Raw genomic sequence first — 24,062 nt, forward strand, 5'->3', positions numbered from 1 at the left:
AGCCGGTGACGGCAATCGGCATAAGCTGCACAACAGCCGGGCCATGGCGACGGTTCGGCTGGGTATCCGGAGCGCAGCGCCGGATCGATTCGTCGATCTCGGCAAGGGCCGCGCAGGTGATCGAAAGAAGGTATCCCGCTCATGGTGAACGTGACCGACGGCTACGGGTCGAGCATCCTCGGCTATCCCAGAATCGGGCCGCACCGCGAGCTCAAGCGGGCGCTGGAGGCCTACTGGCACGGTTCGCTCGAGCGCGAGGAACTGCTGGCGGTGGGCCGCGAGATCCAAGAGACCCAGTTCAACGAGCTGGCCGCCACGGGCCTGACCCAGGTGCCGGGCAACACCTTCTCCTTCTACGACCACGTGCTGGACAACGCGCTGCTGTTCGGCGCGGTGCCGAGGCGGTTCGAGCCGTACCGCGAGGGCCTGCATCCGCTGGACTTCTACTTCCTCATGGCGCGCGGCCGTCCGGACCTGCCGCCGCTGGAACTGGTCCGGTTCTTCGGCACGAACTACCACTACCGCCAGCCGGAAGTGGACGCCGACACCGAGTTCTCGCTGCATCCCGAGGCGCTGCTCGACGAATTCGATCGCGCGAAGGCGGTCGGCATCGAACTGCGGCCGGTGGTGATCGGCCCGGTGTCGTTGCTGCTGTTGTCCAAGGCGGGCCACATCCCCGGGGAGTCGGGCGGATTCGACACGCTGAGCCTGCTGGACAAGTTGCTGCCGGTCTACGAGGAGCTGTTCGAGATCCTCGCCAAGCGCGGCGCCACCTGCGTGCAGCTGGATGAGCCCGCGTTCACCAGCGAGCGCACGCCCGCCGAGCTGGCCGCGTTCGAGGCGGCCTATCACCGGTTGGGCAAGGCTCCACTGCGCCCGCGCATCCTGGTCACCGGCCAGTACGGCGATTTCGGTGAGGCGCTGACCATCCTCGCGGGCACCCACGTCGAGGCGATCGGGCTGGACCTGGCCAGCCACCGGATACGTCCCGAGGACCTCGCCGAGGTGCCCGGCATCCGTCGCAAGCGCCTGTACGCGGGCGTGATCAGCGGACGCAACGTCTGGCGCGCGGACCGCTACGTCACGCTGGAATATCTCAACGAGCTGGCCCAGGTGTGCCCGGATCTGGTCGTCTCCACCGGGACCACGCTGCTGCACGTGCCCTACGACCTGCTGATCGAATACGACATCGAGGGCCACGTCGCCGACCGGCTCGCGTTCGCGAAACAGAAGGTCGGCGAGGTGGTCTCGCTCGCCAAGGCCCTCACCGAAGGCCCGTCGGACAAGTGGCGCAAACGGCCCACCGAGGTGCACTTCAAGCAGAAGCACGCGGTGCGGCAGCGGGTCTACGCGGTCACCCCGGACATGCGCGCGCGGGAGCCCTACGAGGTGCGCCGGGAAGCCCAGCAGCGCAAGCTGAACTTGCCGCCGGTGCCCGCCACCACGCTCGGCTCGTTCCCGCAGACCACCCGGATCCGTCAGGCCCGTTACGAACTCGGTCAGGGCCGGTTGTCCTACGAGGAGTATCGCAAGCGGATCGAAGCCGAGATCGAGGCGACGATCCGGCTGCAGGAGGACATCGGCCTGGACGTGCTGGTGCACGGCGAGCACGAGCGCAACGACATGATCCAGTACTTCGCCGAGCTGCTCGACGGCTTCGCGACCACCCACTTCGGCTGGGTGCAGGTGTACGGGTCGCGGTGTGTGCGGCCGCCGATCATCTACGGCGACGTCTCCCGCCCCGCGCCGATGTCGGTCGAGTGGATCACCTACGCGCAGTCGCTCACCGAGAAGCCGGTCAAGGGCATGGTCACCGGTCCGGTCACCATGATCGCCCGTTCCTTCGTCCGGCAGGACCAGCCACTGCACGAGACCGCCGACCAGGTGGCGCTGGCCATCCGTGACGAGGTGGTGGACCTGGAGAAGGCGGGCATCGCGATCATCCAGGTCGACGAGCCCGCGATCCGGGAAATGCTGCCGCTGCGGCCGGAGGGCCGCGCGGAGTACCTGCGCTGGGCGATCGGCGCGTTCCGGTTGGCCACCTCCGGGGTGCAGGCGGAGACCCAGATCCACACGCACATCGGTTATTCCGGCCGTGCCGAGGTGGTCGAGGCGATCGAGGAGCTGGACGCCGACGTCACCGCCATCGTGGCGACCCGCTCGATCGAGTGGGTGCTGCGGGCGCTGAAGGAGGACTGCGCCTCCGGGCACGGCCTGAGCCACGGCGTCGGCCCCGGCGTGTACGAGAGCCGGTCGGCGCGCATCCCGGACATCGACGAGCTGGATGAATTGCTCACCGCGGCGGCCGCGGCCGTGACGCCGCAGCGGTTGTGGGCCAATCCCGACGGTGGTCTGAAGACCCGGCACTACTGGCAGCTCGAACCGTCACTGCGGAACATGGTCGCCGCGGCGCGTCGCATCCGCAGGCGGGTGGAGTCCGAAGAGTAAGATCGCGCGCCGACAACAGCGGGCCGGACTCGCTGCGCGTCGCGCGATCACCCGCTGACGGTGGGCAGCGCGCTCAGCGTCGCGAGCACTTCGGTGGCGGCGTTGGCCACCGTCTCGGCCTCGGCCATGGCCAGTGCGGCCGATGTCGCGGCACGCACGCGCGGCAGCAGCGTCAAGCAGGCCGCGGCGGCGGCGCGGTCGGCCGCGGTGAGCTCGGCGTCGTCCTCGGCGGCGGACTGCCATGCCGCGGTGGCCATCACCTCGTGCAGCCAATTGAGCAGCTCCGAACGCAGCGGTTGCGGCTCGCGCACCCAGGCGCGGGCATAGGTCACGTCGGTGCGCTCGTGCAGCAGGGCGCCGAGCACGACCTCGGCGGCGGGCGCGGTGACGGAGTAGATCGATCCCTGGTGCAGGACGGCGGAGAAGAGGAAGACGATGCCGCGCACCTGGTCCTCGACGGTCGGGCCGATCAGGTCGGCGAGCATGGCCGGAGCGTCGACCGCGGGTCCGTCGGCGTGCGCCAGCCCCGCCCAATCCGTCTCGCGCAGCACGGTCGCGGCGCGTTCGTGATAGATCGGCGCGAGCGCGGCGGCCGCGCGGACCCGAGCTTCGGCGTCCGTCGAGTCGAGCGCGCGCTGGAAGGCCGCCAGCGCCACGTCCGGCTCGCCGAGCCGCTCGCTGAATACTCCGACGTCGAGGCTGGCGCGCGCGGCGACCGCGGGATCGTCCGATTCGGCCAGCGACCGGCTGACCTCCCTGGCCCCCGCGAGATCGCCTGCCTCGCCGAGATGCTGGACCAGGTCACCCGCGACGATGAGCGATTGATCGGCGGGCCAGCCGTCGATGACCGCGCGGTAGGCGGATTTCACGCCGTCCAGGTCGTCCTCGGTGCGCAGCAGGTAGGCCAGGTTGGACAGCGCGAGCCGGGCGATGTCGCCGGGACCGGCGTCGATCGCGTGCCGGTAGGCCGTGCGCGCCGCGTCCGAATCCCCGCGCTTGGCACGGGAATAGCCGAGGTTGATCCAGGCCCGCGGCGCGGCGTCGGGATGGCCGGATTCGGCGGCGCGCTCGTACATCGCTTCGGCCGCCGCGGTATCGCCGCGTTCGGCCAGCAGCAGGCCGAGGTTGTAGGCCGCGCGCGGCGCCGCGTCTTCATGGCCGGAATCGACCGCGACGTGGTACGCGCCTTCCGCGGCCGGCTTGTCGCCCACCGCGCTGAGCAGTCCGCCCAGCTCCGCGGCGGCCAGCGGCGCCCAGTTCGGATGGCCGGAGGCGATGGCGATCTGGAACGCCTCGCGCGCGGCCGCCACGTCGTTGCGCCTGCGGTGCATCTTGCCGAGGTCGAAGGCCAGATCCGGCGGCCGCTTCAGCATTGTTCCCATCCAGCCTTCGGCACCGAGTCGGTGCGAATCGTTTCGGAGAAGTTCTACATCGGCGCGCGATCCCTGGCTACCCATGGCGTGCGATACCCCGGGCGCGGGACGGTTCAGTCGGCGCCGATCTCGCTTGCGAGCGTGCGCAATCCGGCGATCAGGTCGGCGGGTGGCAGCGCGTGTTCGGGGTCGACCAACCACTGAGCCATGAGGCCGCCGATCAGCGCGTGCAGCACCGCGCCGACGGCGCGGTCGGCGTCCGCGCCCCGAGTCGGGCCGAACAGCTGCCAGATCTCGGTCACCTGCCCGCGCTTTCGACCCCACCCGGTCTGCGAATCGTCCGCAACGACGTTTTCGCCATGGCGGCGGGCATGCCGCCGAAGCTGACCGTGTTCACCGTCGGCGACCGGATGACCATTCGGGTGGAGTACGACACCGCCCGCTACAGCCCGGCTCAGCTGCGGGAGGTGGGTCAGGCGCTGATGCGGACGTTGGCGACGGTCCGCGCCGCCTAGCGCGCCCGGCTCACTCCGCGGGCGGACCGTGACGGCCGGTCAGGCGAAGAGCCAATTGCCTGGCAAACCTGCGGCGTCGCTTGGGCGGGCCCGCGCGCTCGATCTCGGCCTCCACGTCGGCCTCGACGTCGTAGCGGCGGATGTAGGCGCCGGCGAACGCCTGCACCGTCGCGGTGACCGGGATGGCGAGCAGTGCGCCGGTCGCGCCGAGCAGCGCCGCGCCCGCCAGCACCGCGCCGAAAGCGACGGCCGCGTGCATGTCCAAGGTGGTCGCGGTGATGCGCGGTTGCAGTACGTAGTTCTCGAATTGCTGGTAGAGCACGATGAATCCGAGGATCCACAGCGCGGTGCTCGGCCCGTGCACCAGCCCGACGATCACCGGCAGCGCACCGGCGAGATAGGTGCCGACCGTGGGGATGAACTGGGAGACCACGCCGACCCACAGCGCGAGGGCGAACGCGGACGGCACGTCCAGGATCCGCAACATCACGTAGTGCGCCAGCGTCGAGATGAGCCCGAGCAGCGCCCGTGAGTAGATGTAACCGCCGGTCTTGTCCACCGCGATGTCCCAGGCGCGCAACACGTGCCGCTGGCGCCGCGGCGGCAGCAGCGAGCAGACGGCGGTGCGGATCCGGGGGCCGTCGGCGGCGAAGTAGTAGGTGAACAGCAGGATGCCGAGCCCCTGGAAGAGCGCGCCGATCGCGGCGGTGCCGATGCCCCAGACGTTGCCCGCCAACCCCGTGAGGTAGCCCTCCAGGGTCGAACTCCAGTCGGTGGCGTACTTCTGGATGTCCGTACTCGACAGATCCTGGTGGAAGGTGTGGTTGATCCACTCCACGCCCCGATCGGCGTACTCGGGGGCGTTCTTCACCAAGGTGGTGACCTGCTCGACCAGCAGCGCCCCCAGCGTCCAGAGGAAGGCGACCACGAGGGCCGTCAGCCCGAGAAACACCAATCCGGTGGCGGGACCCCGCCGCATGCCGCGCCGCGCCAGCCAGTTCACCGCGGGCTCGATCGCGAAGGCGAGGAACAACGAGACCAGCAGAACCGTCAGCAGGCCCTGCAGCCGCTCGAGCACCCAGAACGCCGCCAGCAACCCGGTGATCGTCGCCGCGGCCAGCAGAAACGCACGCGGCAGCCACGGCGGCATGCCCCGCGCGCCGTTGACGGGTGGCGTCTCGTCGTCATCCTGCACAGGCACACCGCCAAGGTACCCACGCCGCGGCGGACGACGCGGGCCGCGCCGGTGCGGCGAGCAGGCTCACATGGTCGAGACGTCGATGACGAACCGGTAGCGCACGTCGCTGGCCACCACCCGGTCGTAGGCGCCGTCGATCTCGTCGGCGGCGATCAGCTCGATCTCGGCGCCGATGCCGTGCTCGGCGCAGAAGTTCAGCATCTCCTGGGTCTGGGCGATGCCGCCGATCGACGAACCCGCCAGCGAACGGCGGTACCCCGCGAGGTTGAACGGCTTGACGCTCACCGGATTCTCGGGAAGACCCAGGATCACCAGGGTGCCGTCCAGGTTCAGCAGGCGCACGTAGTCGTCCATGGGCAGGTCCGCCGAGACGGTGTTGAGAATCAGGTCGAACCGGCCGCGCAGTTCGCGGAAGGTCTGCTTGTCGCTGGTCGCGTAGTAAGCACTGGCGCCGAAGAGCTTGCCGTCGTCCTGCTTGCTCAGCGAGTGGCTCAGCACGGTGACCTCGGCGCCCATCGCGGCCGCGAGCTTCACCCCGACGTGGCCGAGCCCGCCCATGCCGATGACCGCGACCTTCTTGCCCGGTCCGGCGCCCCAGTGCCGCAGCGGCGAGTACAGCGTGACGCCCGCGCACAGCAGGGGCGCGGCCACGTCCAAGCCGATCCCTTCGGGGATGGCGACCACGAAGTTCTCGGTCACCACGATCTGCGTGGAGTACCCGCCGAGGGTGTGCCCGCCGGGCTGCACCGCCGGGTCGACCGCGGTGTTGTAGGTCATCGTCGCGCCCACGGCGCAGTACTGCTCCTCGTCGGCCAGGCACGGCCCGCAGACGCCGCAGGAATCGACCATGCAGCCGACGCCGACGCGGTCGCCGACCCGATGCCTGGTGACCGCGGATCCGACCGCCGCGACCACGCCCGCGATCTCGTGCCCCGGCACGCAGGGGTAGCGGGTCCGGCCCCACTCGTTGCGGGCGGTGTGGATGTCGGAGTGGCAGATGCCCGCGAACTCGATGTCGATCAGCACGTCGTGCGGACCCAGGTCCCTGCGTTGGATCGTGACCTTCTCGAACGAGCCGTCGGAGGCGGACAGGGCGTAGGCGGCGGCGGTGCTCATGAAGACATGCCTACCGTCGCATGGGTGCCGTTGCCAACTGTGACACGAGAAAGGCACGCTCGAGGGCCTTTTTCCGGCGCGGTCCAGCGTTCGATGATCTTCGGCGGCGTTCTCCGGCGACAATGGAATCGGTGAGCGGTTTCGGCCGAGGCGGGAGAGCCATGGACGAACAACGGCAGCAATGGACCGGGGCGCGGCGCACACCGCGCGGTGGCCGGGTGTTCGTGTCGGTCCTCACCCTCGTGCTCGCGGTCACGGCTTTCCTCGGATATCGCGCCGATCTGCCGGACCCCGCCCCGCACGACCCCGCCGGGACCGCGGCCTCGGTCGCCTTCGCTCCGCCCGCGCCGCTGGACCCCGGCATGGTCACCGCGGCGGTGCGGCCCGCGCTGGTCAACATCAACGCCTCGGCCGAACGGTCCGGGCCGGGTGCGGCGGGATCCGGCATCGTCCTGACCGCCGACGGAGAGGTGCTCACCAGCCATCACGTGGTCAAAGGCGCGGACAGCGTGACCGTCACCGACGTGGGCGACGGCAAGGTCTACGACGCGGTGGTACTCGGCTACGACGCCGAGGCCGACATCGCGTTGCTCGACCTGGCCGCCGCCGGGCTGCCCACCGCGCAGATCGGCAGTTCGGCCGGATTGCGGCTGCGGGAGGAACTCGTCGCGATCGGCAACGCGGGCGGAACCGGTGGAACGCCGACCGCGGTGCACGGCCCCCTCACCGACTTGGACAGCGCGATCGTCGCGGTCAACACCGCCGATCTGTCCCGCAAAGCGCTCAGCGGGATGCTGGAGGTCGCCGCGGCGGTCACGCCGGGACAGTCCGGCGGAGCCCTGGTCGATCGCAACGCCTCCGTGGTCGGTGTCATCGCCGCGGCCTCGGGCGACGGGGCGCGCCCGGCCGACCATCCGGCGAACGGGTACGCGGTGCCGATCGACGCCGCGATGCGGGTGGTCCAGCAGATCCGCTCGGGGACTCCCACCGACACCGTGCACATCGGTCCCACGGCCACCCTCGGCGTGCTCATCTCCAACGCGCTGCCGGCCGGGACGGGCGCGCGGGTGGACGTGGCGATCTACGGCATGCCCGCGTATGCCGCCGGTCTGGCCGCCGGGGACGTCATCACCTCCGTCGACGACCGCATGGTCACCAGCGCCCAAGCCCTGCGCGCCGCACTGAACAAGCGCAAACCCAACGACACGGTGCGATTGGGGGTCACCGGCGCGGGCGGCGCGCGCACGGTGCCGGTGGCGCTGGTCGCGGGTCCGCCGAACTGAGCCGGATCAGACCAGCGACAGCCAGTAGTCCTGGAAGCGCAGGAACACCAGCAGCAGCACGACCGCGAAGAACAGCGCGACGATCGTCCACCGCCATTCGGCGAGCACGCCCAGCGGCCCCCGGGAGCCGCCCCACAGCTGGTCGGTGGTCACCGCGAGCAGCGGTGTGATGATCGCCCAGACCACCATGCAGTACGGGCACAGCGCGTTGATCCGGTACAGGCTCTCGAAGATCAGCCAGCCGATGAAGCCGACCCCGAGCAACGTGCCCAGCCACAGCCCGCCCCAGACCCAGCGCGGGAAACCGACCGCGGCCACCGACAGCACGCCGAGCGTCACGACGACCGAGAACCCGACGATCCCCATCAGCGGGTTCGGGAAACCGAAGACCGAGGCCTGGTCGGTCACCATCACCGACCCGCAGGACAGGATCGGGTTGATGCTGCACGACGGTGTGTAGCCGGGATCGGTGAACAGTTTGAACCGTTCGACGGTGAGCGCCACAGCGGCCAGCCAACCGGCCAGCCCGCCGATCAACAGGACCCAGGCGGCCCGGGGTCCCGCGGTGATCATCGGCCCGCGGCGGCGTTGATCGCGGGTGCGAGGCCGCCGGTGCCGAAGATCTCCTGGCTGGACTCGACCTTCTTGCCGTTCACGAACACCGAGGGCGTCGACTGGATACCGCTTTCCAGCACGTCCTTGGTGCGGGCCTGGATGTACTTGTCGAACTTGTGGTCGGTGATGCACTGGGCGACCGCGTCGTCGGTGTAGCCGACGCCCTTGGCGATCTGCACCAGCTGGTCGTCGGGCAGACCCGCGCCGCCCTCCGGCGGCTGCTGCGCGAACATCGTCTTCAGCCACGCCTGGTACTTCGACGGGTCGGCCTCGGCGACGCAGTAGGCGGCGTTCGCCGCGCGTGTGGAGTACCGCGTGGTGGAGGCCTTGTCCAGGAAGGCGATGATGTTGTACTCGACGACCGCGGTGCCGTTGGCCACCGCTTCCTCGAGCACCTGTCCGTTGGCTGCCTCGAAGGCTTTGCAGGCGGGGCACTGCAGGTCGGCGACGACGCGCACGGTGACCTTCGCGTCCGGCTTGCCGATCCGGACGGCGCCGTTGTCGGTGAGCGAGCCGGGCACGCCGCCCGCGTTCGCGGTGCCGGTCGCCGTGATGGCCGGGGTGGGGCCGGGATCGTCGTTGCGGGCCTTCTTCACCGCGATGCCGATGCCGATCGCCGCGATCAGCGCGACGAGCACGGCGGCGACGGCCACCTGGATCAAGATCTTGCGGTTGCGGTCGGCGCGTTCCGCCGCCAGCAGCGGGTTCGACTTCCCACCCTGGTTTTTGCTCACCGTGCGCTCACCACGCCTTTCGCTCGCCGGACGGTTCCTGCCGCCTCGATCGTAGATCCGCCGACCACCTTGCCCGGCGATCGGCCCACAGCGGTCATCATGGTCGGCCTACCTGAGAGATTCCGAAACATCCGTCCCGCTGCCGGTGACACCGGCCGAGTCGCGCCCCGCGGCGGGTTCGGTACCGGTGATGCCGGTGAGGATCAGATCGACGGCGTCGCGGGCCAGCCCGGGCGGCAGGTCGCCGCCCAGTTGCGTGACGTGCAGATGGACCAGGCCGCCCAGGGTCAGCACGGTGAGCCGGGGATCCGCCGTCGCCGCGACGTCGCCGCGGGCGATGGCCCGCTGGACGATCTCTTCGGACGCCGACAGCCGCCGCACCCAGAATTCGCGCCGGATCGCCTCCACCTCCGGATCGGCTTCGGTGATCACACTGCCGCGGATCAAAGCCCGGCCCGAAGGCGTCCGCGCGAAACGGATGAGATCGGTCATGAACCGCTCCAGATCGCCGCGTAGCGATCCGGTGTCCGGTAGCGGGATCTCTTCGGCCACGCGGGACAGCAGGGCCTCCAGAAGCAATCGAGGCAGCGTCTTCCACCGGCGATAGATCGAGGTCTCGTGGACGCCCGCGTCCACGGCGATATCGGCGATCCGGACGGCGCCGATGCCCGCCGACTCGATGCGGGCCACGGTCGCGTCGAGGACGGCTTTCCGCAGACGTGCGCCGCGGATCTGTCCGGGGGAATCAGCCATACGGCGATTATCGCAAGTCCTCTTGCGTTCATGTCGGACGCGGCTTTAGCGTGGAGCTATCGCAAGTCATCTTGCGATAGAAAGCGAGAGTGGCATGGAGCATGTCATCGCGGCCTCCGGGCGCTGGCGAGGCGAGGCCCGCGCCGGAGTGGCGGTGTTCCGCGGCATCCCGTACGCCGGGGCCGAGCGGTTCGGCCCGCCGGAGCCGGTCGAGCCGCCGGACGGGGTGTACGACGCGACGCGCCGCTACGCCATCGCGCCGCAGTTGCCCGGACGGCTCGAGGGTGTGATGGGCCGGGCGAACGCGATGCCACAGTCGGAGGACTGCCTGGCGGTCACCGTGACGGCCCCCGCAGGCGCCGAACCGGGGAGCTGTCCGGTGCTGATCTGGCTGCACGGAGGCGCCTATCTCGCGGGCAGCGGCCAATGGAACCTGTACGACGCGGACCGGCTCGTGCGCGAGACCGGCATCGTGGTGGTGTCGGTGAGCTACCGGCTCGGTGTGCTGGGATACCTGCGCGCACCGGGTGTCTCGGTCGGAAATCGCGGCGTGGACGATCAGATCGCGGCGCTGCGCTGGGTGCGGGAGAACATCGCCGAGTTCGGCGGCGATCCGGCGCGCGTCACCCTGGCGGGACAGTCCGCGGGCGCGCAGTCGGTCGTCGCGCTGCTCGGCATCGCGGCGGCCAGGAGCCTGTTCGGCCAGGCGATCGTGCAGAGCGCGCCGTTCGGCGTCGGGTTCCGGAGTCACCGGCAGGCCGAGCGGGTGGGGGCGATGTTCCTCGCCGAACTCGGCGCCGATCCGCGTACCGCACCGGTGGCCGACCTGCTCGCCGCCCAGGCACGCACGGCCCGCCGGATAGCGGGGCCCGCCGCGCTGAATCCCGCACCACCCTTCTCGCCGGTGGCCGATGCGGGCGCACTGCCCGGCGAGCACGCGTGGCGGCAGGCGGTGCGGGACGCGGCGACCGAACTGCCGGTGCTGCTGGGTCGCACGGCCGAGGAGGCCCGGGCGTTCTACGGTGGCCCGCATCCGGTCTTCGGCAGACTACGGCGACTGCCGGTGACGGGCGCCCGGCTCGACACGGCGATCCAGCGGCTGATCGGGCGAAAGGCCTTCGAGGACGGGCTGTTCCGTTTCGCCGACGAACTGGCCGACGCCGGGGCGCGCGTGTACTGCTACCGGATCGGACAGCTCCATCCGGCGAATCCGTACGGCGCCTGCCACTGCATCGACCTACCGCTGCTGTTCGCCGACGGTGACACCTGGCGAGCCGCTCCGATGCTCGCGCCCCTCACAGCGGGCGAGATCGACGCGCTCGGCCGCCGAACCCGCAGCCACTGGGGCGAATTCGTGCACACCGGACGGATCACGGGCAGCGGCTGGACGCCGCACCGGCCGGGCTCGCGTCTCGCCCGGCAGCTGCCGTGAGCGCACCTCGGGTGAGGTCACCGAACTGTTCGCCATCGACGTCGCGAACCGACCGGCCGCACATGCCGCCGCGCTCGATAGATCCGCAGCCGGTAGGAATAGTGGGATGACTGTTCTCGGTGCTGTGTTCCGTCCGCAAAATCCGCCCGAACTGCTGCGCGAGTCGGTCCGCGTGGCCGAGGCCACGGGCCTGGAGGAGCTGTGGCTGTGGGAGGACTGCTTCCTGGAGAGCGGAATCGCCGGCGCGGCGGCCGCGCTCGCCTGGACCGAACGAGTGCGCGTCGGAGTCGGGCTGCTGCCGGTGCCGCTGCGCAACGTCGCGCTCACCGCGATGGAGGCGGCGACGCTGCACCGGCTGTTCCCGGACCGGTTCCTGCTCGGTGTCGGCCACGGCGTGCAGAGCTGGATGGCGCAGGTCGGCGCACGCGTCGAGTCGCCGGTGACGTTGCTGAGCGAGTATGTGGCCGCGTTGCGCGCCCTGCTGGCCGGCGAGCGGGTCACCGTCTCGGGCCGCTATGTGCGGCTCGACGCCGTCGCGCTGGACTGGCCGCCCGCCACGCCGCCGAAGGTCTACGCGGGCGCGCGCGGACCGCGCTCGATCCGGCTGTCGGGAGAACAGGCCGACGGCACCCTGCTGGATTCGATCACCGACGCCGACGGCGTCCGTGCGGCGCGCACGCTGATCGACGAGGGACGTGCCGCGGCCGGGCGCACCGACCGTCACCACGTGGTGGCGAACCTGCTGGCGGTCACCGGCCCGGACGCCGAAGCGCGCCTGGCCGCCGAACGCACCCCGGCGCACGCGCCGAAGGCGGGCGTGGCGGGTGACGCGCACGCGATCGCCGAAGCCGTGACCGCGCTGGCCGAAGCGGGCGCCGACACCGTCGTCCTCCAGACCACCGCCGACGATCCGGATGCCGCCGCTTACCTCCGGTTCGTCGCCGAGGAGGTCCGGCCCCTGGTCGCCTGAGTTCGCCTGCGCGAAGCCGCGCCGCGACGCCCTACGCTCGGGCCAGGCGACGTTTCTGCGCCTCGACGTCGAACGTCGGCCCGGGCCAGTCGAGGTCCAGCCGCTCGAGGGCGGCGATCAGCAGTTCGGTGACCGCGAGCCGGGAGAACCACTTGCGGTCGGCGGGCACGACATACCAGGGCGCGTACTCGGTGGACGTGCGATCCAGCATCGCCTGGTACGCCTCCTGGTAGGCGGGCCAGTACGCGCGCTCATCGATGTCGGCCGGGTTGAACTTCCAGAACTTGTCCCTGCGTTCCAGTCGCTCGGCGAGCCGTCTCTTCTGCTCGTCGAGCGAGACGAACATGGCCACCTTCACCAGCGTGGTGCCCTCGTCCACCAATTCGCGCTCGAACGCGTTGATCTCGTCGTAGCGCGGCTCCCACACCGTGGGCGGCACCAGGTTGTGCACGCGCACCACCAGCACGTCCTCGTAGTGCGAGCGATCGAACACCCCGAGTTGACCCGCGCGCGGCAGCGCCTTGCGGATGCGCCACAGATAGTGATGACGCCGCTCTTCCTGTGTCGGCACGCCGAAGGCGGCGTGATCGACGCCCTGCGGGTCGACGGAGCCGATGACGTGCCGGACGATGCCGCCCTTGCCCGCGGTGTCCATGCCCTGCAGGATCAGCAGCACATTGCGCCGGTCGCCGCCCGACCTGCCGTTGGCGTACAGCTTCTCCTGCAGATCCGACAGCACCTGGCTGCGTTCGGCCAGCAGCTCGAGCCCTGCTTTCTTGCTGCCGGAGAATCCGGGTGTCCCTGAGGTGTCCAGCTCCGCTACGTGCAGGCCATCGGCTTTCATGGCTTCGGTAGGGCACGTCGTCCACTGTTCGGGCATGGTCTCAACCTACCTACGCGGCCCTCGCGCCCGGTCAGACTTGCGCGAGCCGCAGCAGCTGGGCGGCGAACTCTTCGTCCGAGACGGGGGTGAGCACGAGATCCTGCGCCGTGGTGAGCAGGTAGCGGCCGTCGCCGGTGAAGTCCAGCCAGGTGCGGTGGCGGGTGGGCGGGGACATCGGGTTCTCCGGCTCCACCGTGACGGTGATGAAGCCGCGCCCGTCCACGGGTTTGCGCAACGTGTGGCGGAATTTCGCCGCCCCGCGATGACCATTGGCGCCGAACGGCTCGGTGCGGTCCGGACTCAGCACCGCGTCCTGCGGCTCGCGCATCGGGGCGAGCTTGCCCGGCCGCGCCGACCCGATGATCTGGACCAGGCGTTCGCCCACAGCGCGGGCATGGCACATCTGCACGGTCACCCGGTCGGGCGTGGCGACCAGGATGCCCGCGTGGTTGTGCACCACCGCGGCGAAGGCGAGGATCTGTTCGGCCGCCGCGCCGTCTCCGTTCCGGGCGAGCGGCGTGCGTTCGCCGGAGACGGTGATGGTGGTCGCGTCGTTGCGCGCGCAGAGCATCAACGCGGCGGCCAGGTCCGGGTCGGCCTGGCGGGCGAAGCGCTGTGGGAGACGCAGGGCCAGGTATTCCGACTCGGTCCGAGCCGTGGCCGAGGGGACCATGTTGACCGGGTAGGGCCTGCGGTCCAGGCTTGTTTCGTTCGTCCAGACATGCGTGAATTCGTCCGGGGTCAGCACCCATTTCACCGTGCGCCGCCTCCGCGGACGGAATCCGGATCGCCGGGTGCGTCCTCGGTCGCGGAACCTGCTCGCGGCCGGGGGAATTGCGGAACGTGATCGCCGGTGGCGGGCATCGTCGGGGTGTAGACGTACGTCATCGTGTCCCGGACATCCGCCTCGATGTCTGCCGCCGCACTATCGTGTTCCATCCTACGTTTTCCACCGTAAACCGCTTCGGCGGCCGGGTCGGCCAGCGGGCGATACCGCTGCGGCGGCGCGATCGCGCCCCGGACCGTTTGCGCGGCATCGCTATTCAACTCCATCAGCCGGGCGACCGCCCGGCACACGTCGTGCGCGTCCTCGCCCGCGCGGACGAACTGCCTGGTCGCGCCGACCGCGGCGTCGGCCGCCCGGCCGGACCAGCGCGCGAACTCCCGGTTGGTGGCATCGGAGAACGCTTGGAACGCTTCGGCCACCGCGGTGGCGTTCGCCTGCCACGCCGCGGCGACCCGGCCGAGCGCCGCCGGGTCGAGCGCTTCGTGCACCAGGTCCCAGATCTGCTGGTGGGTGTAGGCGCCGAACAGTTCCCGATCCGGCGCGTAAGCGGGATCGGTTGCGCCGCTGGTGAATCCGGCCAGCTCCTGCCGGATGCCGTCGGCGGCGGCGCGTGCCGCGGAGTCTGCCATCGATCCTCCCCCTCAGTCGGTTCCGGCGCGTGGGCGCATGCTCACCGTGGCTCCAAGTAGTCGGCGACCAGCCGCAGCGCGGCCTGGTTCGCCGCCTCGGCGTCGGCGAGCCGGTCGGCCGCGGCGAGATAGGCGGCCTTGAACAGCAGCGCCGTCTCCTGGAACGCGGTGAGGGTGTCCAGGTACTGGCGTCCTTTCGCGGCGAATCCGCGGGTGAGACCCTGGCCGGTGGGCAGGTCGGGGAACCCGGTCACGTCGGTGAGCAGGTGTTCGTCGGCCATCGCGCGGCGCAGATCGTCGACGAGCCGATCGCAGGCGGCGGCGAGGTTCTCCGCGACCGCGGTGTCCAGCTCGAACCTCTCGCCCCCGCCCGCGCCGACGGCCGCCGCGTACAGCTCTCGCGCCGTCCCCTGTCCGGTATCGGGTACCGCCACGTGGAACCCCCTTCGGCTCGGTCCTGTTCGTACCGCGCTGTACTGGACTCGCACTTTACCGGTCGGTACAGCGCTACGGACCGTGTCGGTGCCGGGCTTGTGCGCGTCACCCGGAAGCCGGCTCCGCCGTTGTTACACTGACCAGCGGTCCGAGGGGCGGTGTCCGCAGGGGAAGGCGACCGGTGACCGGAATCGAGGGCGTGGTCCCGAAATACCTGCAGATCGCAGCGCATCTGCGGGAGCTGATCGAGCGCGGCGAGCTGGCCGAGGGCGCCGAGGTGCCGTCCGAGCGCGAACTCGCCGCCCGCTGGAAGGTGGCTCGGCCCACCGCCGCCAAGGCGCTGAATACTCTGCGGCAGCAGGGAATCGTCAGGTCGCGCCGCGGGTCGGGCACCTATGTGGCCGAACAAACCGTGCTGCGGGAGAGCGCGCCGCGATACGAGTCGTCTTCGCCCGGCGTTCACTCGGTGCGCGTGCTGCGCGCGGAGGTGGTGGAAGGACCGCGGGAGGTCACCGCCGCGCTCGGCCTGCCCGCCTCCAGCGCGGTGGTCGTCCGGACGCTGCTGAGCGAGGAGCATTCCGGCGCCGCGCGGCTGGTCACCTGCTGGTACCCCGGCGAATTCGCTTCGGCCGCCACACTGTTACTCGAACCCGAGGCGGTGCCCGGGGACGGCTTGCGGTATCCGGAAGCCGTGCTCGGGCGTGGTGTCGCGATCGTGCGGGAGAGCGTCGGCGCCCGGCTGGCCACGGAGGACGAACGCCGCCATCTCGCGCTCGCGCCCCCGGCGGCGGTGCTGGTGGTGCACCGCATCGGCCTGGATGCCCACGGTGTCGCGCTGGAGTACCGCGAAAGCGTCCACCCGCCCGGACGGTCCACCTTGCATCGGGAGTATTTCACCAGCTCAACGGCCGATTTCCGCCGTTGACACCCGTTCGCCGCAACTGGCATAGTCCACTTGTCGGAAGTGTCGAAGGGTGGGAGGGGCGATGTCCGATCAATTGACCGTCGGCGGCTGGGTGATCGTGGGGGAGCAGTGCTCGGTCCGCCTGGCCCCGGTACCCCGCGGCGACTACCTCGCCTTCGTCTTCGAAAGCAGCGGAACGGAATTCGAATTAGCCCTGGCTCCCGCCATCCTGCACCGCATGGTCGATCTCGGCTCCGGTCCGCGGCCGTCCTGACGCGAACCTCGGCTCCGGCCGCACAGGGCACCCTTTTCCCCGATGCCGACCGTGGTCGGGGCGGCGATGCGCCGGGCCGATTGCGGCCTCCGCCCGCCCGGACCGTGGACGAGCGCGACTTGCTGATCCGGTAGGTCCCCGGCGAACGGACGCCGCTCCTGCGGCCGGGGAAGCCGCGCGATCAGGCGGGTTTCGTCGCGCTGACGTACTGGAGCAGACGATGGACCCGCTGGTCGATCTCCACCAAGCCCTGCTCGGCGAAGAGGGTCGGGAAAGTCCGCGTGCCGAACACCCGCAGACCGCTCAAACCGCCGACCACGCGGCTCACCTCGCCGATGGGGTTCGCGGCCCGGTAGCTGGTGGTGATCGCGATCCGGCCACCGGGAGCCAGGACGCGGATCATCTCCCGCGCGGCGACGAGCGGATCGGGGATGAGGTAGAGCGCGCCGAAACAGTAGACGGCATCGAAGGTTCCGTCCGCGAACGGGAGCGAGCGGGCGTCGCCACGCAGATACCCGACGCGCGGGCCGGCGTTGTCGGCGACGGCGCGCGCCAGCATCGGCTCGGAGTAGTCCAAGCCGATCGCGTAGCCGTCGCCGGACAGTGCGTCGCTCAGGTATCTGGTGAAATTGCCCGGCCCGCAAGCGATGTCGAGCACCTTCTGCGCGCCGCCGAGCCGCAGGGTCGTCACCGCCTCGCGCCGGTCCGACGCGGTCGTCCGCCCGCTCGCGAGATAGAACAGCGCCGGCCGCCAGGCTCGCTCGTACACCGCGGCGAGCGCGGGGGCGTTCATCGTCTTCCGTGCGAGGTTCACCGGAGCATGTCCCTCAGGCCCGGTCCACGGTGATGGTCATGCCCGCCGCGCGCAACCGCTCGGTCAGGGCGTCGCCCATCGCGGCGGCGGGCGTGAGGATGCCCGCGAGGTCGGGTTGCTTGTCGGTGTCGAACGCCAGGCACAGGCCGCTCTCGCCGAGCAGCACCGCGGTGGCCTGGTAGCCCGGGTCGCCGGTGCCGGAGAAGGTGGCCACGTACTTCGCGCCGGAAGTGGTGTGCGCGAACGTCTTCATGGTGAACCAGCCGCTCTTGCGCGCCTTTTCGTCCGGTCCGGTGCCCGGCTTGGGCAGCACGCGGTCCAGCAGTTTGCGGCCCGCGGCCGCCCGCGACAGCAGCGCGCCCGCGGTCATGCCCGCCACGATGCCGCCCGCCATGCCCGCCGCCACCAGCGGCGCCACTCGCGACTTCCCCGCGCTCATCACCTCGCGGTAGCGGAAGTTCTTGCCGTAGACCCAGCCGAGCAGTCCGTTGGTGCGGCGCACGACTTTGGTGTTGTGCGCGGCCATCACGAACGTGCTCACCCATCCGTCCAGGCTCGGGTCGATGGCGCCGGCTCGCGACAGCGCCTGATCGGACTGGCGGCCGACGTCGGGATCCATCGCCTTGTCCGGGCTCAGCGAGTACGGGTGCGACAGCACCTTGCCCTTGGCCGGGTCGGCGGCGATCGCCTCCATCATGGCGCGGCCGGAATCGATGGTGCCGCCGCTGACGCCGCCTTTGAGCGAAGCCACCAGCGTGGTGTCGACGAGTTCACCGGCGTTGTCCTCGACCGTGCGGCGATAGAGCTGGTACACGCTCAGATCCGACGGAATCGAGTCGTAGCCGCAGGAGTTCACGATCTTCGCGCCCGTGGCGACGGCCTGTTCGTGATAGGCGTCGATGGCGTCGCGGATGAACAGCGGCTCACCGGTGAGGTCGGCGTAGTGGGTGCCGGCCTTGGCACACGCCGCCACCAGCGGCATCCCGTAGCGCAGGTACGGGCCGACCGTGGTGACCACGACCTTGGTGCGCACCGCCAGTGCGTCCAGCGCGGCCTGGTCGGTCGAGTCGGCCACCACCAGGTCCCAGCCCGCGGCCTTCGGGCCGAGATCGGCACGAACCGACGTCAGCTTGTCCAGCGACCGCCCCGCCAGCGCGATCCGGGCGGATTCCGGCGCGGCCCCGAGGAGGTACTCCGCGGTGAGTTTGCCGACGAAACCCGTCGCGCCGAAGAGGACTAGGTCGAATTCCCGTGTGTCTGCCATGGTCTTCCGTTCTGGGGTAGGGTCGCCGGTCTGCGGCTACTTCGTGGTCTTCTTGCGCGGCCGTTGCGGCGCGGCAGTGGGACGGTCGGCGAGCCAGGCGTGATGGGCCCGGCCGAGTTCGGTGACCGGCGGTTCGTCGTAGAGCCATTCCCGGGCGACGCGATGCCAGTTCGCGGTGCAACCGAGCTGACCGAGCATGCCGAAGGTGAGGAAGTCGGCGCGGCGCGAGAAGAGGTGCTCCGGCGGCAGATTCTGCTGCTTCATGCCGGTGAACTCGCTGGCCCTCGGGTCCACCGCGAGCAGGAACGCGCCGCTGGCCAATTCGGGGGTGATGGTCAGTTCCTCGTCGACCAGACACCATTCCGAGGCGGCCAGCACGTATTCCAGGCACTCCTCGGCGCCGATCTCCTGCGGCGAGTCGATGACGCCGCGCCGGATCATCAGCTCGCGCAGGTCTTCGGCGCGATCCTCCGCGGCGGCGCGCAGACAGACCAGTTCGAACTGCACGTGCTCGGCGTCCATCCGGTTGAACAATCCGAAATCCAGGAAGCCGACCCGGCCGTCGGCGGCCAGCAGGACGTTGCCGGGATGGGGGTCGCCACAGAACTCGTTGAAGGTGAACAACGATCCCACGTAGAACCGGTAGATGATCTCGCCGATCCGGTCGCGCTCCGCCTGCGGCAGCTGCCGAATCGCATCGAAGCCTTGGCCCTCCACGTACTCGGTGACCAGCACCCGCGTGGTGGAGAACTCCGGCAGCGAGCGCGGCACGATGACGAACGGGTGCCCGGCGTACAACTCGGCGATCTGCAGCTGGGTGGCCGCCTCGGCCCGGTAGTCGAGCTCGGCTTCCATGTTCAGCCGCAGCTCGTCCAGCACGGCGGGCGTCACCCAGGGCATCGCGGACTGCAGCACGCGCCGGAACATCGCGAGATTCTTCAGATCCGCCCGCACCGCGGCGTCGATGCCCGGGTACTGCACCTTGACCGCGACCTGGCGACCGTCGTGCAGCCGCGCCCGGTACACCTGGCCGATCGAGGCGGCGGCGACCGGCTCGGCGTCGAACTCGGCGAAGACCGCGTCGAGCGGCTTGCCGAAGTCGTCCTCGATGACCTGGCGCATGGCCGCGAAGGAGACCGTCGGGGCCGCGTTGCGCAGCACGGCCAGGCGTTTCTGGAATCGTTCCCGGTGGTCTTCCGGCACCAGATCCAGGTCGAGCACCGACATCATCTGGCCGAGCTTCATGGCCACGCCCTTCATGGTGCCCAGCACCGTGACCACTTGCTCGGTGGTGCGAATCATGGATTCCTCGGCCATCTTCGCCCGGACGGCCTCTGATCTGCCCCGCATGGTCAGTCGCGTGCGCTGGGTGCGAAGCACGGAACCGGCTGCCACCGCGCCCAGTTTCGTGCCACGAGCAAGCCGAGAGGTCGGTACTTGCTTCGCCATCGAGGTACCTCCGTTGGTGCCGCGGTCGTAGCGACGGACACGCAGGCGGCTACGCGCGGAACCGGGAGGTCTCGCGTGGACCGCCGTCGAGTACGGCGCAGGCGGTGACGCAGCGCACTCGGCGCACCGCTCGGGTTCAGACTAGCCAAGGTTTCGACAAAGTCGAGAGTGGCAGTGAACTTTTGCAAGCGGCCCAGCTAGCGCTGGGGGCGGAGGGCCGATTCAGTCTTGCGCGGGAGACTCGGGCACGGGCAGCACGTGCTGCTGCGCGTTGAACGCCGCGGGGGAACCGCCGGCGCGGGCCATGCCCTCGATCGCGCTCCAGGCGAGCATGGTGAGGTAGTCGATCACGTCCTCGCGCGACAGCGACTTGTTGGTGGTCCACCAGTGCGTCGCCAGCTGGATGCCGCCGACCAGCACGTACGACGCCAGCGCCGCGCCCTCGGTCGCCACGCCCCGATCCTTGGCGCGCTCGGTGATGACCGCGCACACCACCTCGGCGAAGAGCTTCTCGAACTCCGCGAGCGAGGACTGGTCGGCCGAGCCGTTGCCCATGATGAACCGGTAGACCTCGGGATCCTCGTCCACCGTCCCGACGTACTCGGCCAGCGCGGAGCGGACCAGCTGATACTCGTCGGCGTCCAGGCTGATCGCGCCGTACACCCGCGGCATCAGCGTGGTCTCGATGAACCGCTGCATGGTCGCGTGGACCAGGTCGTTCTTGTCGGAGAAGTAGCGGTAGAGCACGGTCTTGGAGACGCCGATCTCCGCGGCGATCTCGTCCATGCCCGCGTTGGAGCCGCGGGCGCGCACGGCGGCCAGGGTGCCGTCGACGAGCTCCTCGCGGCGATCGATCTTGTGTTGCCGCCACCGGCGCTTGCGGCCGTCCATCCGGCCGCCGCGCACCGCCGACGGTCGCTCGCCGATATCGACAAGGTCTTCGGTGGACAGCGTGGGCTCCCTCGTTCGTACGTGTTCCGGTGGCTACCAGCTTAGGTCCCCGATACCCGTGATATGCGCTTTTGGGCCCGGATGCGGCGGGAACCACAGTGTCGGGCGCGTCTGGCGTGTCCCGGTCCGCTCGCCCGCTCGCCCATTTCGCCGCGCACAGCAGAATGGGAGGCATGGAGAAAGCTCCCGGCAACACCGCGGTGGCGGATGCCCCCGCCGCGCCTGCCGCCGCGCCCTTCGGCTTCGCCGCCGTGCTCGACGAGGCGGCCAAGCGTCGTGACCTCTGGCGGATGAAGGCGCTGGCCACCGGCCTGCTCGCCCTGGCAACCGCGATCTATCTGTTCTGTCGCTGGACCGAATCGCGCGGAGCGGGTGGCGACTGGGTCGGCTACCTGCGCGCCGCGTCCGAGGCGGGCATGGTCGGCGCGCTGGCGGACTGGTTCGCGGTGACCGCCTTGTTCCGGCACCCACTCGGCCTGCCCATTCCGCACACGGCGATCATCCGGCGCAAGAAAGACCAGCTCGGCGCCAGTCTCGGCACCTTCGTCGGCACGAACTTCCTGGCGCCGGAGGTGGTGTCGACGAAACTGAGTTCCGCCCAGATATCCCTGCGGGTCGGACGATGGATGGCGGATCCCGGTCATGCCGCGCGAGTGGCGCAGGAGAGCTCGACGCTCCTGCGGGCCGTGGTCGGCGTGCTGCGCGACGAGGACGTGGAACAGGTCATCGACAACACCATCGTCAAGCGGATCGCCGAGCCGCTGTGGGGCCCGCCGATCGGGCGCGTGCTGGCGGAACTGCTGGCCGACAACCGGCAGCTCGCGCTGCTGGATCTGCTTGCCGAGCGCGCGCACCAGTGGGCGCTCGGCTCCCAGGAGACGATCGACCGGATCGTGCTGCGCGACGCTCCGCAATGGGCGCCGAAATTCGTCAACATCCTGCTTTCGGAACGGATCTATCGTGAGCTGGTCGAGTTCACCTGGAAAATCCGCTCCAATCCGGAGCACGAAGTGCGCCTCGCCGCGAATCGGTTCCTGGAGGAATTCGCCGAGGACCTGCAATTCGACGACGCCATGATCAAGAAGGCGGAGCGCATCAAGGCGCAGATCATGGGCCGTGAGGAGATCACCGGACTGGCCTCGGCCACCTGGCGCGCGGCGAAGCGGCTGATCCTGGAGTCCGCCGACGATCCGGGCAGCACGCTGCGGCGCAAGGTCGCCGAGAACGTGCAACAGCTCGGCGAGCGGTTGCGCGACGACGCGGACATGCGGGCCAACGTCGACGGCTGGATCGATCGCGGCGCGCGGTACCTGGTGGAAAACTATGCCGGTGAGATCAGCACCCTGGTCACCGACACGGTTGCCCGGTGGGATGCCGACGAAGCGAGCAAGAAGATCGAATTGCAGGTCGGCCGGGATCTGCAATTCATCCGGATCAACGGAACCGTGGTCGGTTCGCTTGCCGGACTGGCGATCTACACGATTTCCCATCTGATGTTCGGCGGCTGATCCGCGGCACGCGGAACGTTTGCCGAAACACTGCTAGCAGACTGCTTGCAATAGCTAGCACCCTGACCTAGAATCGAACCCGTACAACCGCCAGAAGGTGAGTGATGGCAGACCAGCCCGAGGTTTCCGCCGAGTACACCGACAGATCGGACGAGCACTCGTCCGGCGTCGGAGAACGAGCGGGTCGCGTCGTCAACGCGGCGCACGACATCGGAGGCTTCATCAGGGCGCAGCGGGAAGCCGCGCAAGTCTCGCTGCGTCAGCTCGCCCAGCTGGCGGGAGTGAGCAATCCGTACCTCAGTCAGATCGAGCGCGGACTGCGTAATCCGTCCGCCGAAGTGCTCACGCAGATCGCGAAAGCGCTGCGGGTCTCCTCGGAGGTCTTGTACGTACGGGCCGGCTATCTCGAGCAGCGGCCGCACAGTCCGGTCCGGGACGCCCTGCTCGCCGACACATCGATCAGTGAGCGGCAGAAGCAGGTGCTGCTGGACATCTATGAGTCGTTTCGCCGGGAAAACGGAGGAAACGAGGCAGGGGGGGACGTATGGGACAGCGACGTTCCGCGCACGACAACCGACACTCCGCCACGCCAGGAGAACGAAACCTTATGACCGAGAAGAACGCCACCGTCACCAAGCCCTTGCTCGCCACCGTCGGCGCGGGTGACGCCCTCTACGCCGCCGTGAACGACGTGTTCGCCCAGGTGCGCGAGCGCGCGGCCGCCACCGAGGTGCAGGCCCGGGTGGAGGAGGCGCGCGAGCGCTTCGCCAACGTCCCCGCCGACGTCCAGTCGCAGTTCGGTTCGCTGCGCGAGCGGCTGTCCGTACTGCCGTCGGAGCTGCCGGACGACCTCGCCGAGCTGCGCGAGAAGTTCACCGCCGAGGAGCTGCGCGCCCTCGCCGAGAAGTACTACCGGCAGGCGCTCGACATCTACGCCGACCTCGCCGCCCGCGGTGAGGAGACCATCGAGCGGCTGCGCGCCAACCAGGCCGTCGAGGAGCGGATCGGCAAGGTCGAGACCCTCTACGGCGACGCCGTGAGCCGCGCCGAGGACGTGGTCGGGCGCGTCAACGGGCTGCTCGGCCGCCCGGCCAAGGTGGAAACCGAGGTGGAAACCGAGGCGGACCTCCTCCCGGCGCCGGTCGTCGAGGCCGAGGTCGTCGAGGTGACCACCGAGTCCACCCCGGCGCCCGTCACGAACGGTGCGGCGAAGAAGGCTCCGGCCAAGAAGGCCGCCGCGCCCGCCGCCAAGAAGGCTCCGGCGAAGAAGGCCGCGCCCAAGAAGGCCTGAACGGCCCGCCGCTGAGGCGATTCGACGCCCTCGCGCACCCCTGGTGCGCGGGGGCGTTGCTTCTATGATGGGTGGGGTGAATATGGTGCACGGATTGACCGGGATGATCCTGCTGGTGCTGTGGCTGGCGGCGCTCGGTGCGACGATTTTCGCGCTGATCCACGCCGTGCGTCAGCGTCCGGACGCGTTCACCGCGGTGGACAAGCTGACCAAGCCGATCTGGCTGGCGATTCTCGGGGCGGCTGTGCTCGTGCTTCTTCTCTCGCCCGCGGGGCTGGGCCTGCTGTCCTTCGCGGCGATCATCGCCACGGGTGTCTACCTGGCCGATGTGCGGCCGAAGGTGGACGAGGTGCAGCGCGGTCCGCGCTGGTGAGAGGGAAGTCTGCCGACGGGTAAGGGTGCTTGCACTAGCAAGCGGCGCGAATCGGGGTTACTG

General features: G+C 69.9%; 26 protein-coding genes. 11 read left to right on the forward strand and 15 right to left on the reverse strand.

What is annotated here, in order from left to right; translation table 11 throughout:
- Positions 1 to 141 precede the first annotated feature (141 nt).
- Positions 142 to 2,448, forward strand: a complete 2,307-nt coding sequence (gene metE, locus ACWEKR_RS12540; RefSeq protein ID WP_452354586.1) for a 5-methyltetrahydropteroyltriglutamate--homocysteine S-methyltransferase — start codon at positions 142 to 144, stop codon at positions 2,446 to 2,448.
- Positions 2,449 to 2,495: 47 nt separating this feature from the next.
- On the opposite strand, the gene ACWEKR_RS12545 is transcribed toward metE, so the two are convergent.
- Entirely contained in the window at positions 2,496 to 3,821 is a 1,326-nt protein-coding gene (locus tag ACWEKR_RS12545) for a tetratricopeptide repeat protein (protein WP_452354587.1), read from the reverse strand.
- Between the two features lie 113 nt (positions 3,822 to 3,934).
- Entirely contained in the window at positions 3,935 to 4,123 is a 189-nt protein-coding gene (locus tag ACWEKR_RS12550; RefSeq protein ID WP_452354588.1) for a hypothetical protein, read from the reverse strand.
- A 57-nt stretch (positions 4,124 to 4,180) separates the two neighbouring features.
- On the opposite strand from ACWEKR_RS12550, the gene ACWEKR_RS12555 reads away from it, so the two are divergent.
- The gene (locus ACWEKR_RS12555; RefSeq protein WP_452354589.1) at positions 4,181 to 4,336 is read left to right on the forward strand and encodes a hypothetical protein; all 156 of its coding nucleotides are present in this window, start codon (positions 4,181 to 4,183) and stop codon (positions 4,334 to 4,336) included.
- A gap of 10 nt (positions 4,337 to 4,346) precedes the next feature.
- On the opposite strand, the gene ACWEKR_RS12560 is transcribed toward ACWEKR_RS12555, so the two are convergent.
- Entirely contained in the window at positions 4,347 to 5,537 is a 1,191-nt protein-coding gene (locus ACWEKR_RS12560; RefSeq protein WP_452354590.1) for an AI-2E family transporter, read from the reverse strand.
- A 60-nt stretch (positions 5,538 to 5,597) separates the two neighbouring features.
- Positions 5,598 to 6,650 carry an NAD(P)-dependent alcohol dehydrogenase gene (locus ACWEKR_RS12565; RefSeq protein WP_452354591.1) on the reverse strand — a complete coding sequence of 351 codons (1,053 nt, stop codon included), beginning with the start codon at positions 6,648 to 6,650 and terminating at the stop codon, positions 5,598 to 5,600.
- Positions 6,651 to 6,811: 161 nt separating this feature from the next.
- Between ACWEKR_RS12565 and ACWEKR_RS12570 the strand changes: the two genes are divergently transcribed.
- Positions 6,812 to 7,933, forward strand: coding sequence for a S1C family serine protease (locus ACWEKR_RS12570; protein WP_452354592.1), 1,122 nt, complete (start codon positions 6,812 to 6,814; stop codon positions 7,931 to 7,933).
- A gap of 6 nt (positions 7,934 to 7,939) precedes the next feature.
- Here the strand turns inward: ACWEKR_RS12570 and ACWEKR_RS12575 are convergent, their stop codons facing one another.
- The 3 genes from ACWEKR_RS12575 to ACWEKR_RS12585 form a co-directional block, all read right to left on the reverse strand.
- On the reverse strand, positions 7,940 to 8,506 hold the full coding sequence (locus ACWEKR_RS12575) for a vitamin K epoxide reductase family protein (protein WP_452354593.1): 567 nt from the start codon (positions 8,504 to 8,506) through the stop codon (positions 7,940 to 7,942).
- Complete coding sequence (locus ACWEKR_RS12580; RefSeq protein ID WP_452354594.1) at positions 8,503 to 9,282, reverse strand: DsbA family protein; 780 nt, start codon at positions 9,280 to 9,282, stop codon at positions 8,503 to 8,505. The genes ACWEKR_RS12575 and ACWEKR_RS12580 overlap by 4 nt, the downstream gene beginning before the upstream one ends.
- 108 nt (positions 9,283 to 9,390) lie before the next feature.
- A complete protein-coding gene (locus ACWEKR_RS12585; RefSeq protein WP_452354595.1) occupies positions 9,391 to 10,035 on the reverse strand; it encodes a TetR-like C-terminal domain-containing protein in 645 nt (214 codons plus the stop codon).
- A 94-nt stretch (positions 10,036 to 10,129) separates the two neighbouring features.
- On the opposite strand from ACWEKR_RS12585, the gene ACWEKR_RS12590 reads away from it, so the two are divergent.
- Both ACWEKR_RS12590 and ACWEKR_RS12595 read left to right on the forward strand, forming a co-directional pair.
- Positions 10,130 to 11,467: a carboxylesterase family protein gene (locus tag ACWEKR_RS12590; protein WP_452354596.1), complete on the forward strand. Its 1,338-nt coding sequence runs from the start codon at positions 10,130 to 10,132 to the stop codon at positions 11,465 to 11,467.
- Between the two features lie 106 nt (positions 11,468 to 11,573).
- Entirely contained in the window at positions 11,574 to 12,437 is an 864-nt protein-coding gene (locus ACWEKR_RS12595) for an LLM class flavin-dependent oxidoreductase (RefSeq protein ID WP_452354597.1), read from the forward strand.
- Positions 12,438 to 12,468: 31 nt separating this feature from the next.
- Here ACWEKR_RS12595 and ACWEKR_RS12600 read toward each other — a convergent pair whose 3' ends face one another.
- Genes ACWEKR_RS12600 through ACWEKR_RS12615 form a run of 4 tightly spaced genes read right to left on the reverse strand, consistent with a single transcriptional unit; the run spans position 12,469 to position 15,170 of the window.
- A complete protein-coding gene (locus tag ACWEKR_RS12600) occupies positions 12,469 to 13,317 on the reverse strand; it encodes a polyphosphate kinase 2 family protein (RefSeq protein ID WP_452354598.1) in 849 nt (282 codons plus the stop codon).
- A 34-nt stretch (positions 13,318 to 13,351) separates the two neighbouring features.
- Complete coding sequence (locus tag ACWEKR_RS12605) at positions 13,352 to 14,077, reverse strand: ESX secretion-associated protein EspG (protein WP_452354599.1); 726 nt, start codon at positions 14,075 to 14,077, stop codon at positions 13,352 to 13,354.
- Positions 14,074 to 14,736: a hypothetical protein gene (locus ACWEKR_RS12610; RefSeq protein ID WP_452354600.1), complete on the reverse strand. Its 663-nt coding sequence runs from the start codon at positions 14,734 to 14,736 to the stop codon at positions 14,074 to 14,076. The genes ACWEKR_RS12605 and ACWEKR_RS12610 overlap by 4 nt, the downstream gene beginning before the upstream one ends.
- Before the next feature lie 41 nt (positions 14,737 to 14,777).
- Positions 14,778 to 15,170 carry a hypothetical protein gene (locus ACWEKR_RS12615; RefSeq protein WP_452354601.1) on the reverse strand — a complete coding sequence of 131 codons (393 nt, stop codon included), beginning with the start codon at positions 15,168 to 15,170 and terminating at the stop codon, positions 14,778 to 14,780.
- 182 nt (positions 15,171 to 15,352) lie between these two features.
- On the opposite strand from ACWEKR_RS12615, the gene ACWEKR_RS12620 reads away from it, so the two are divergent.
- Positions 15,353 to 16,096 (forward strand): GntR family transcriptional regulator, encoded by a 744-nt coding sequence (locus ACWEKR_RS12620; RefSeq protein WP_452354602.1) that lies wholly within the window; start codon positions 15,353 to 15,355, stop codon positions 16,094 to 16,096.
- Positions 16,097 to 16,157: 61 nt separating this feature from the next.
- Positions 16,158 to 16,349, forward strand: coding sequence for a hypothetical protein (locus tag ACWEKR_RS12625; protein ID WP_281875845.1), 192 nt, complete (start codon positions 16,158 to 16,160; stop codon positions 16,347 to 16,349).
- Between the two features lie 181 nt (positions 16,350 to 16,530).
- Here the strand turns inward: ACWEKR_RS12625 and ACWEKR_RS12630 are convergent, their stop codons facing one another.
- From ACWEKR_RS12630 to ACWEKR_RS12645, 4 genes are all read right to left on the reverse strand, one after another.
- Complete coding sequence (locus ACWEKR_RS12630; protein WP_452354603.1) at positions 16,531 to 17,163, reverse strand: class I SAM-dependent methyltransferase; 633 nt, start codon at positions 17,161 to 17,163, stop codon at positions 16,531 to 16,533.
- Between the two features lie 13 nt (positions 17,164 to 17,176).
- On the reverse strand, positions 17,177 to 18,427 hold the full coding sequence (locus ACWEKR_RS12635) for a saccharopine dehydrogenase family protein (protein WP_452354604.1): 1,251 nt from the start codon (positions 18,425 to 18,427) through the stop codon (positions 17,177 to 17,179).
- A 36-nt stretch (positions 18,428 to 18,463) separates the two neighbouring features.
- Positions 18,464 to 19,876: an ABC1 kinase family protein gene (locus ACWEKR_RS12640; protein WP_195084154.1), complete on the reverse strand. Its 1,413-nt coding sequence runs from the start codon at positions 19,874 to 19,876 to the stop codon at positions 18,464 to 18,466.
- 222 nt (positions 19,877 to 20,098) lie between these two features.
- Positions 20,099 to 20,782 carry a TetR/AcrR family transcriptional regulator gene (locus ACWEKR_RS12645; protein ID WP_452354605.1) on the reverse strand — a complete coding sequence of 228 codons (684 nt, stop codon included), beginning with the start codon at positions 20,780 to 20,782 and terminating at the stop codon, positions 20,099 to 20,101.
- A gap of 218 nt (positions 20,783 to 21,000) precedes the next feature.
- Between ACWEKR_RS12645 and ACWEKR_RS12650 the strand changes: the two genes are divergently transcribed.
- The 4 genes from ACWEKR_RS12650 to ACWEKR_RS12665 all read left to right on the forward strand — a co-directional run bounded on the left by ACWEKR_RS12650 (position 21,001) and on the right by ACWEKR_RS12665 (position 23,999).
- Positions 21,001 to 22,335, forward strand: a complete 1,335-nt coding sequence (locus tag ACWEKR_RS12650) for a DUF445 domain-containing protein (RefSeq protein ID WP_195084152.1) — start codon at positions 21,001 to 21,003, stop codon at positions 22,333 to 22,335.
- A 104-nt stretch (positions 22,336 to 22,439) separates the two neighbouring features.
- Entirely contained in the window at positions 22,440 to 22,946 is a 507-nt protein-coding gene (locus tag ACWEKR_RS12655) for a helix-turn-helix domain-containing protein (protein ID WP_159841552.1), read from the forward strand.
- Positions 22,943 to 23,626, forward strand: coding sequence for a heparin-binding hemagglutinin (locus ACWEKR_RS12660; RefSeq protein ID WP_452354606.1), 684 nt, complete (start codon positions 22,943 to 22,945; stop codon positions 23,624 to 23,626). Before ACWEKR_RS12655 ends, ACWEKR_RS12660 begins: the two co-directional genes overlap by 4 nt.
- An 82-nt stretch (positions 23,627 to 23,708) precedes the next feature.
- Entirely contained in the window at positions 23,709 to 23,999 is a 291-nt protein-coding gene (locus tag ACWEKR_RS12665; RefSeq protein WP_040870424.1) for a DUF2516 family protein, read from the forward strand.
- Positions 24,000 to 24,062: the final 63 nt, after the last annotated feature.

It is taken from the genome of Nocardia sp. NPDC004573 (assembly GCF_053602135.1).

Excerpts from the sequence above, each read along its gene's own strand:
- ACWEKR_RS12590 (WP_452354596.1), top strand. The coding sequence starts at position 10,130 with ATGGAGCATGTCATCGCGGCCTCCGGGCGCTGGCGAGGCGAGGCCCGC.
- ACWEKR_RS12635 (WP_452354604.1), bottom strand. The coding sequence starts at position 18,427 with ATGGCAGACACACGGGAATTCGACCTAGTCCTCTTCGGCGCGACGGGT.
- ACWEKR_RS12555 (WP_452354589.1), top strand. The coding sequence starts at position 4,181 with ATGGCGGCGGGCATGCCGCCGAAGCTGACCGTGTTCACCGTCGGCGAC.
- ACWEKR_RS12600 (WP_452354598.1), bottom strand. The coding sequence starts at position 13,317 with ATGCCCGAACAGTGGACGACGTGCCCTACCGAAGCCATGAAAGCCGAT.
- ACWEKR_RS12585 (WP_452354595.1), bottom strand. The coding sequence starts at position 10,035 with ATGGCTGATTCCCCCGGACAGATCCGCGGCGCACGTCTGCGGAAAGCC.
- ACWEKR_RS12565 (WP_452354591.1), bottom strand. The coding sequence starts at position 6,650 with ATGAGCACCGCCGCCGCCTACGCCCTGTCCGCCTCCGACGGCTCGTTC.
- ACWEKR_RS12575 (WP_452354593.1), bottom strand. The coding sequence starts at position 8,506 with ATGATCACCGCGGGACCCCGGGCCGCCTGGGTCCTGTTGATCGGCGGG.
- ACWEKR_RS12640 (WP_195084154.1), bottom strand. The coding sequence starts at position 19,876 with ATGGCGAAGCAAGTACCGACCTCTCGGCTTGCTCGTGGCACGAAACTG.
- ACWEKR_RS12570 (WP_452354592.1), top strand. The coding sequence starts at position 6,812 with ATGGACGAACAACGGCAGCAATGGACCGGGGCGCGGCGCACACCGCGC.
- ACWEKR_RS12665 (WP_040870424.1), top strand. The coding sequence starts at position 23,709 with ATGGTGCACGGATTGACCGGGATGATCCTGCTGGTGCTGTGGCTGGCG.
- ACWEKR_RS12595 (WP_452354597.1), top strand. The coding sequence starts at position 11,574 with ATGACTGTTCTCGGTGCTGTGTTCCGTCCGCAAAATCCGCCCGAACTG.
- ACWEKR_RS12545 (WP_452354587.1), bottom strand. The coding sequence starts at position 3,821 with ATGCTGAAGCGGCCGCCGGATCTGGCCTTCGACCTCGGCAAGATGCAC.
- ACWEKR_RS12660 (WP_452354606.1), top strand. The coding sequence starts at position 22,943 with ATGACCGAGAAGAACGCCACCGTCACCAAGCCCTTGCTCGCCACCGTC.
- metE (WP_452354586.1), top strand. The coding sequence starts at position 142 with ATGGTGAACGTGACCGACGGCTACGGGTCGAGCATCCTCGGCTATCCC.
- ACWEKR_RS12655 (WP_159841552.1), top strand. The coding sequence starts at position 22,440 with ATGGCAGACCAGCCCGAGGTTTCCGCCGAGTACACCGACAGATCGGAC.
- ACWEKR_RS12650 (WP_195084152.1), top strand. The coding sequence starts at position 21,001 with ATGGAGAAAGCTCCCGGCAACACCGCGGTGGCGGATGCCCCCGCCGCG.
- ACWEKR_RS12610 (WP_452354600.1), bottom strand. The coding sequence starts at position 14,736 with ATGGCAGACTCCGCGGCACGCGCCGCCGCCGACGGCATCCGGCAGGAG.
- ACWEKR_RS12625 (WP_281875845.1), top strand. The coding sequence starts at position 16,158 with ATGTCCGATCAATTGACCGTCGGCGGCTGGGTGATCGTGGGGGAGCAG.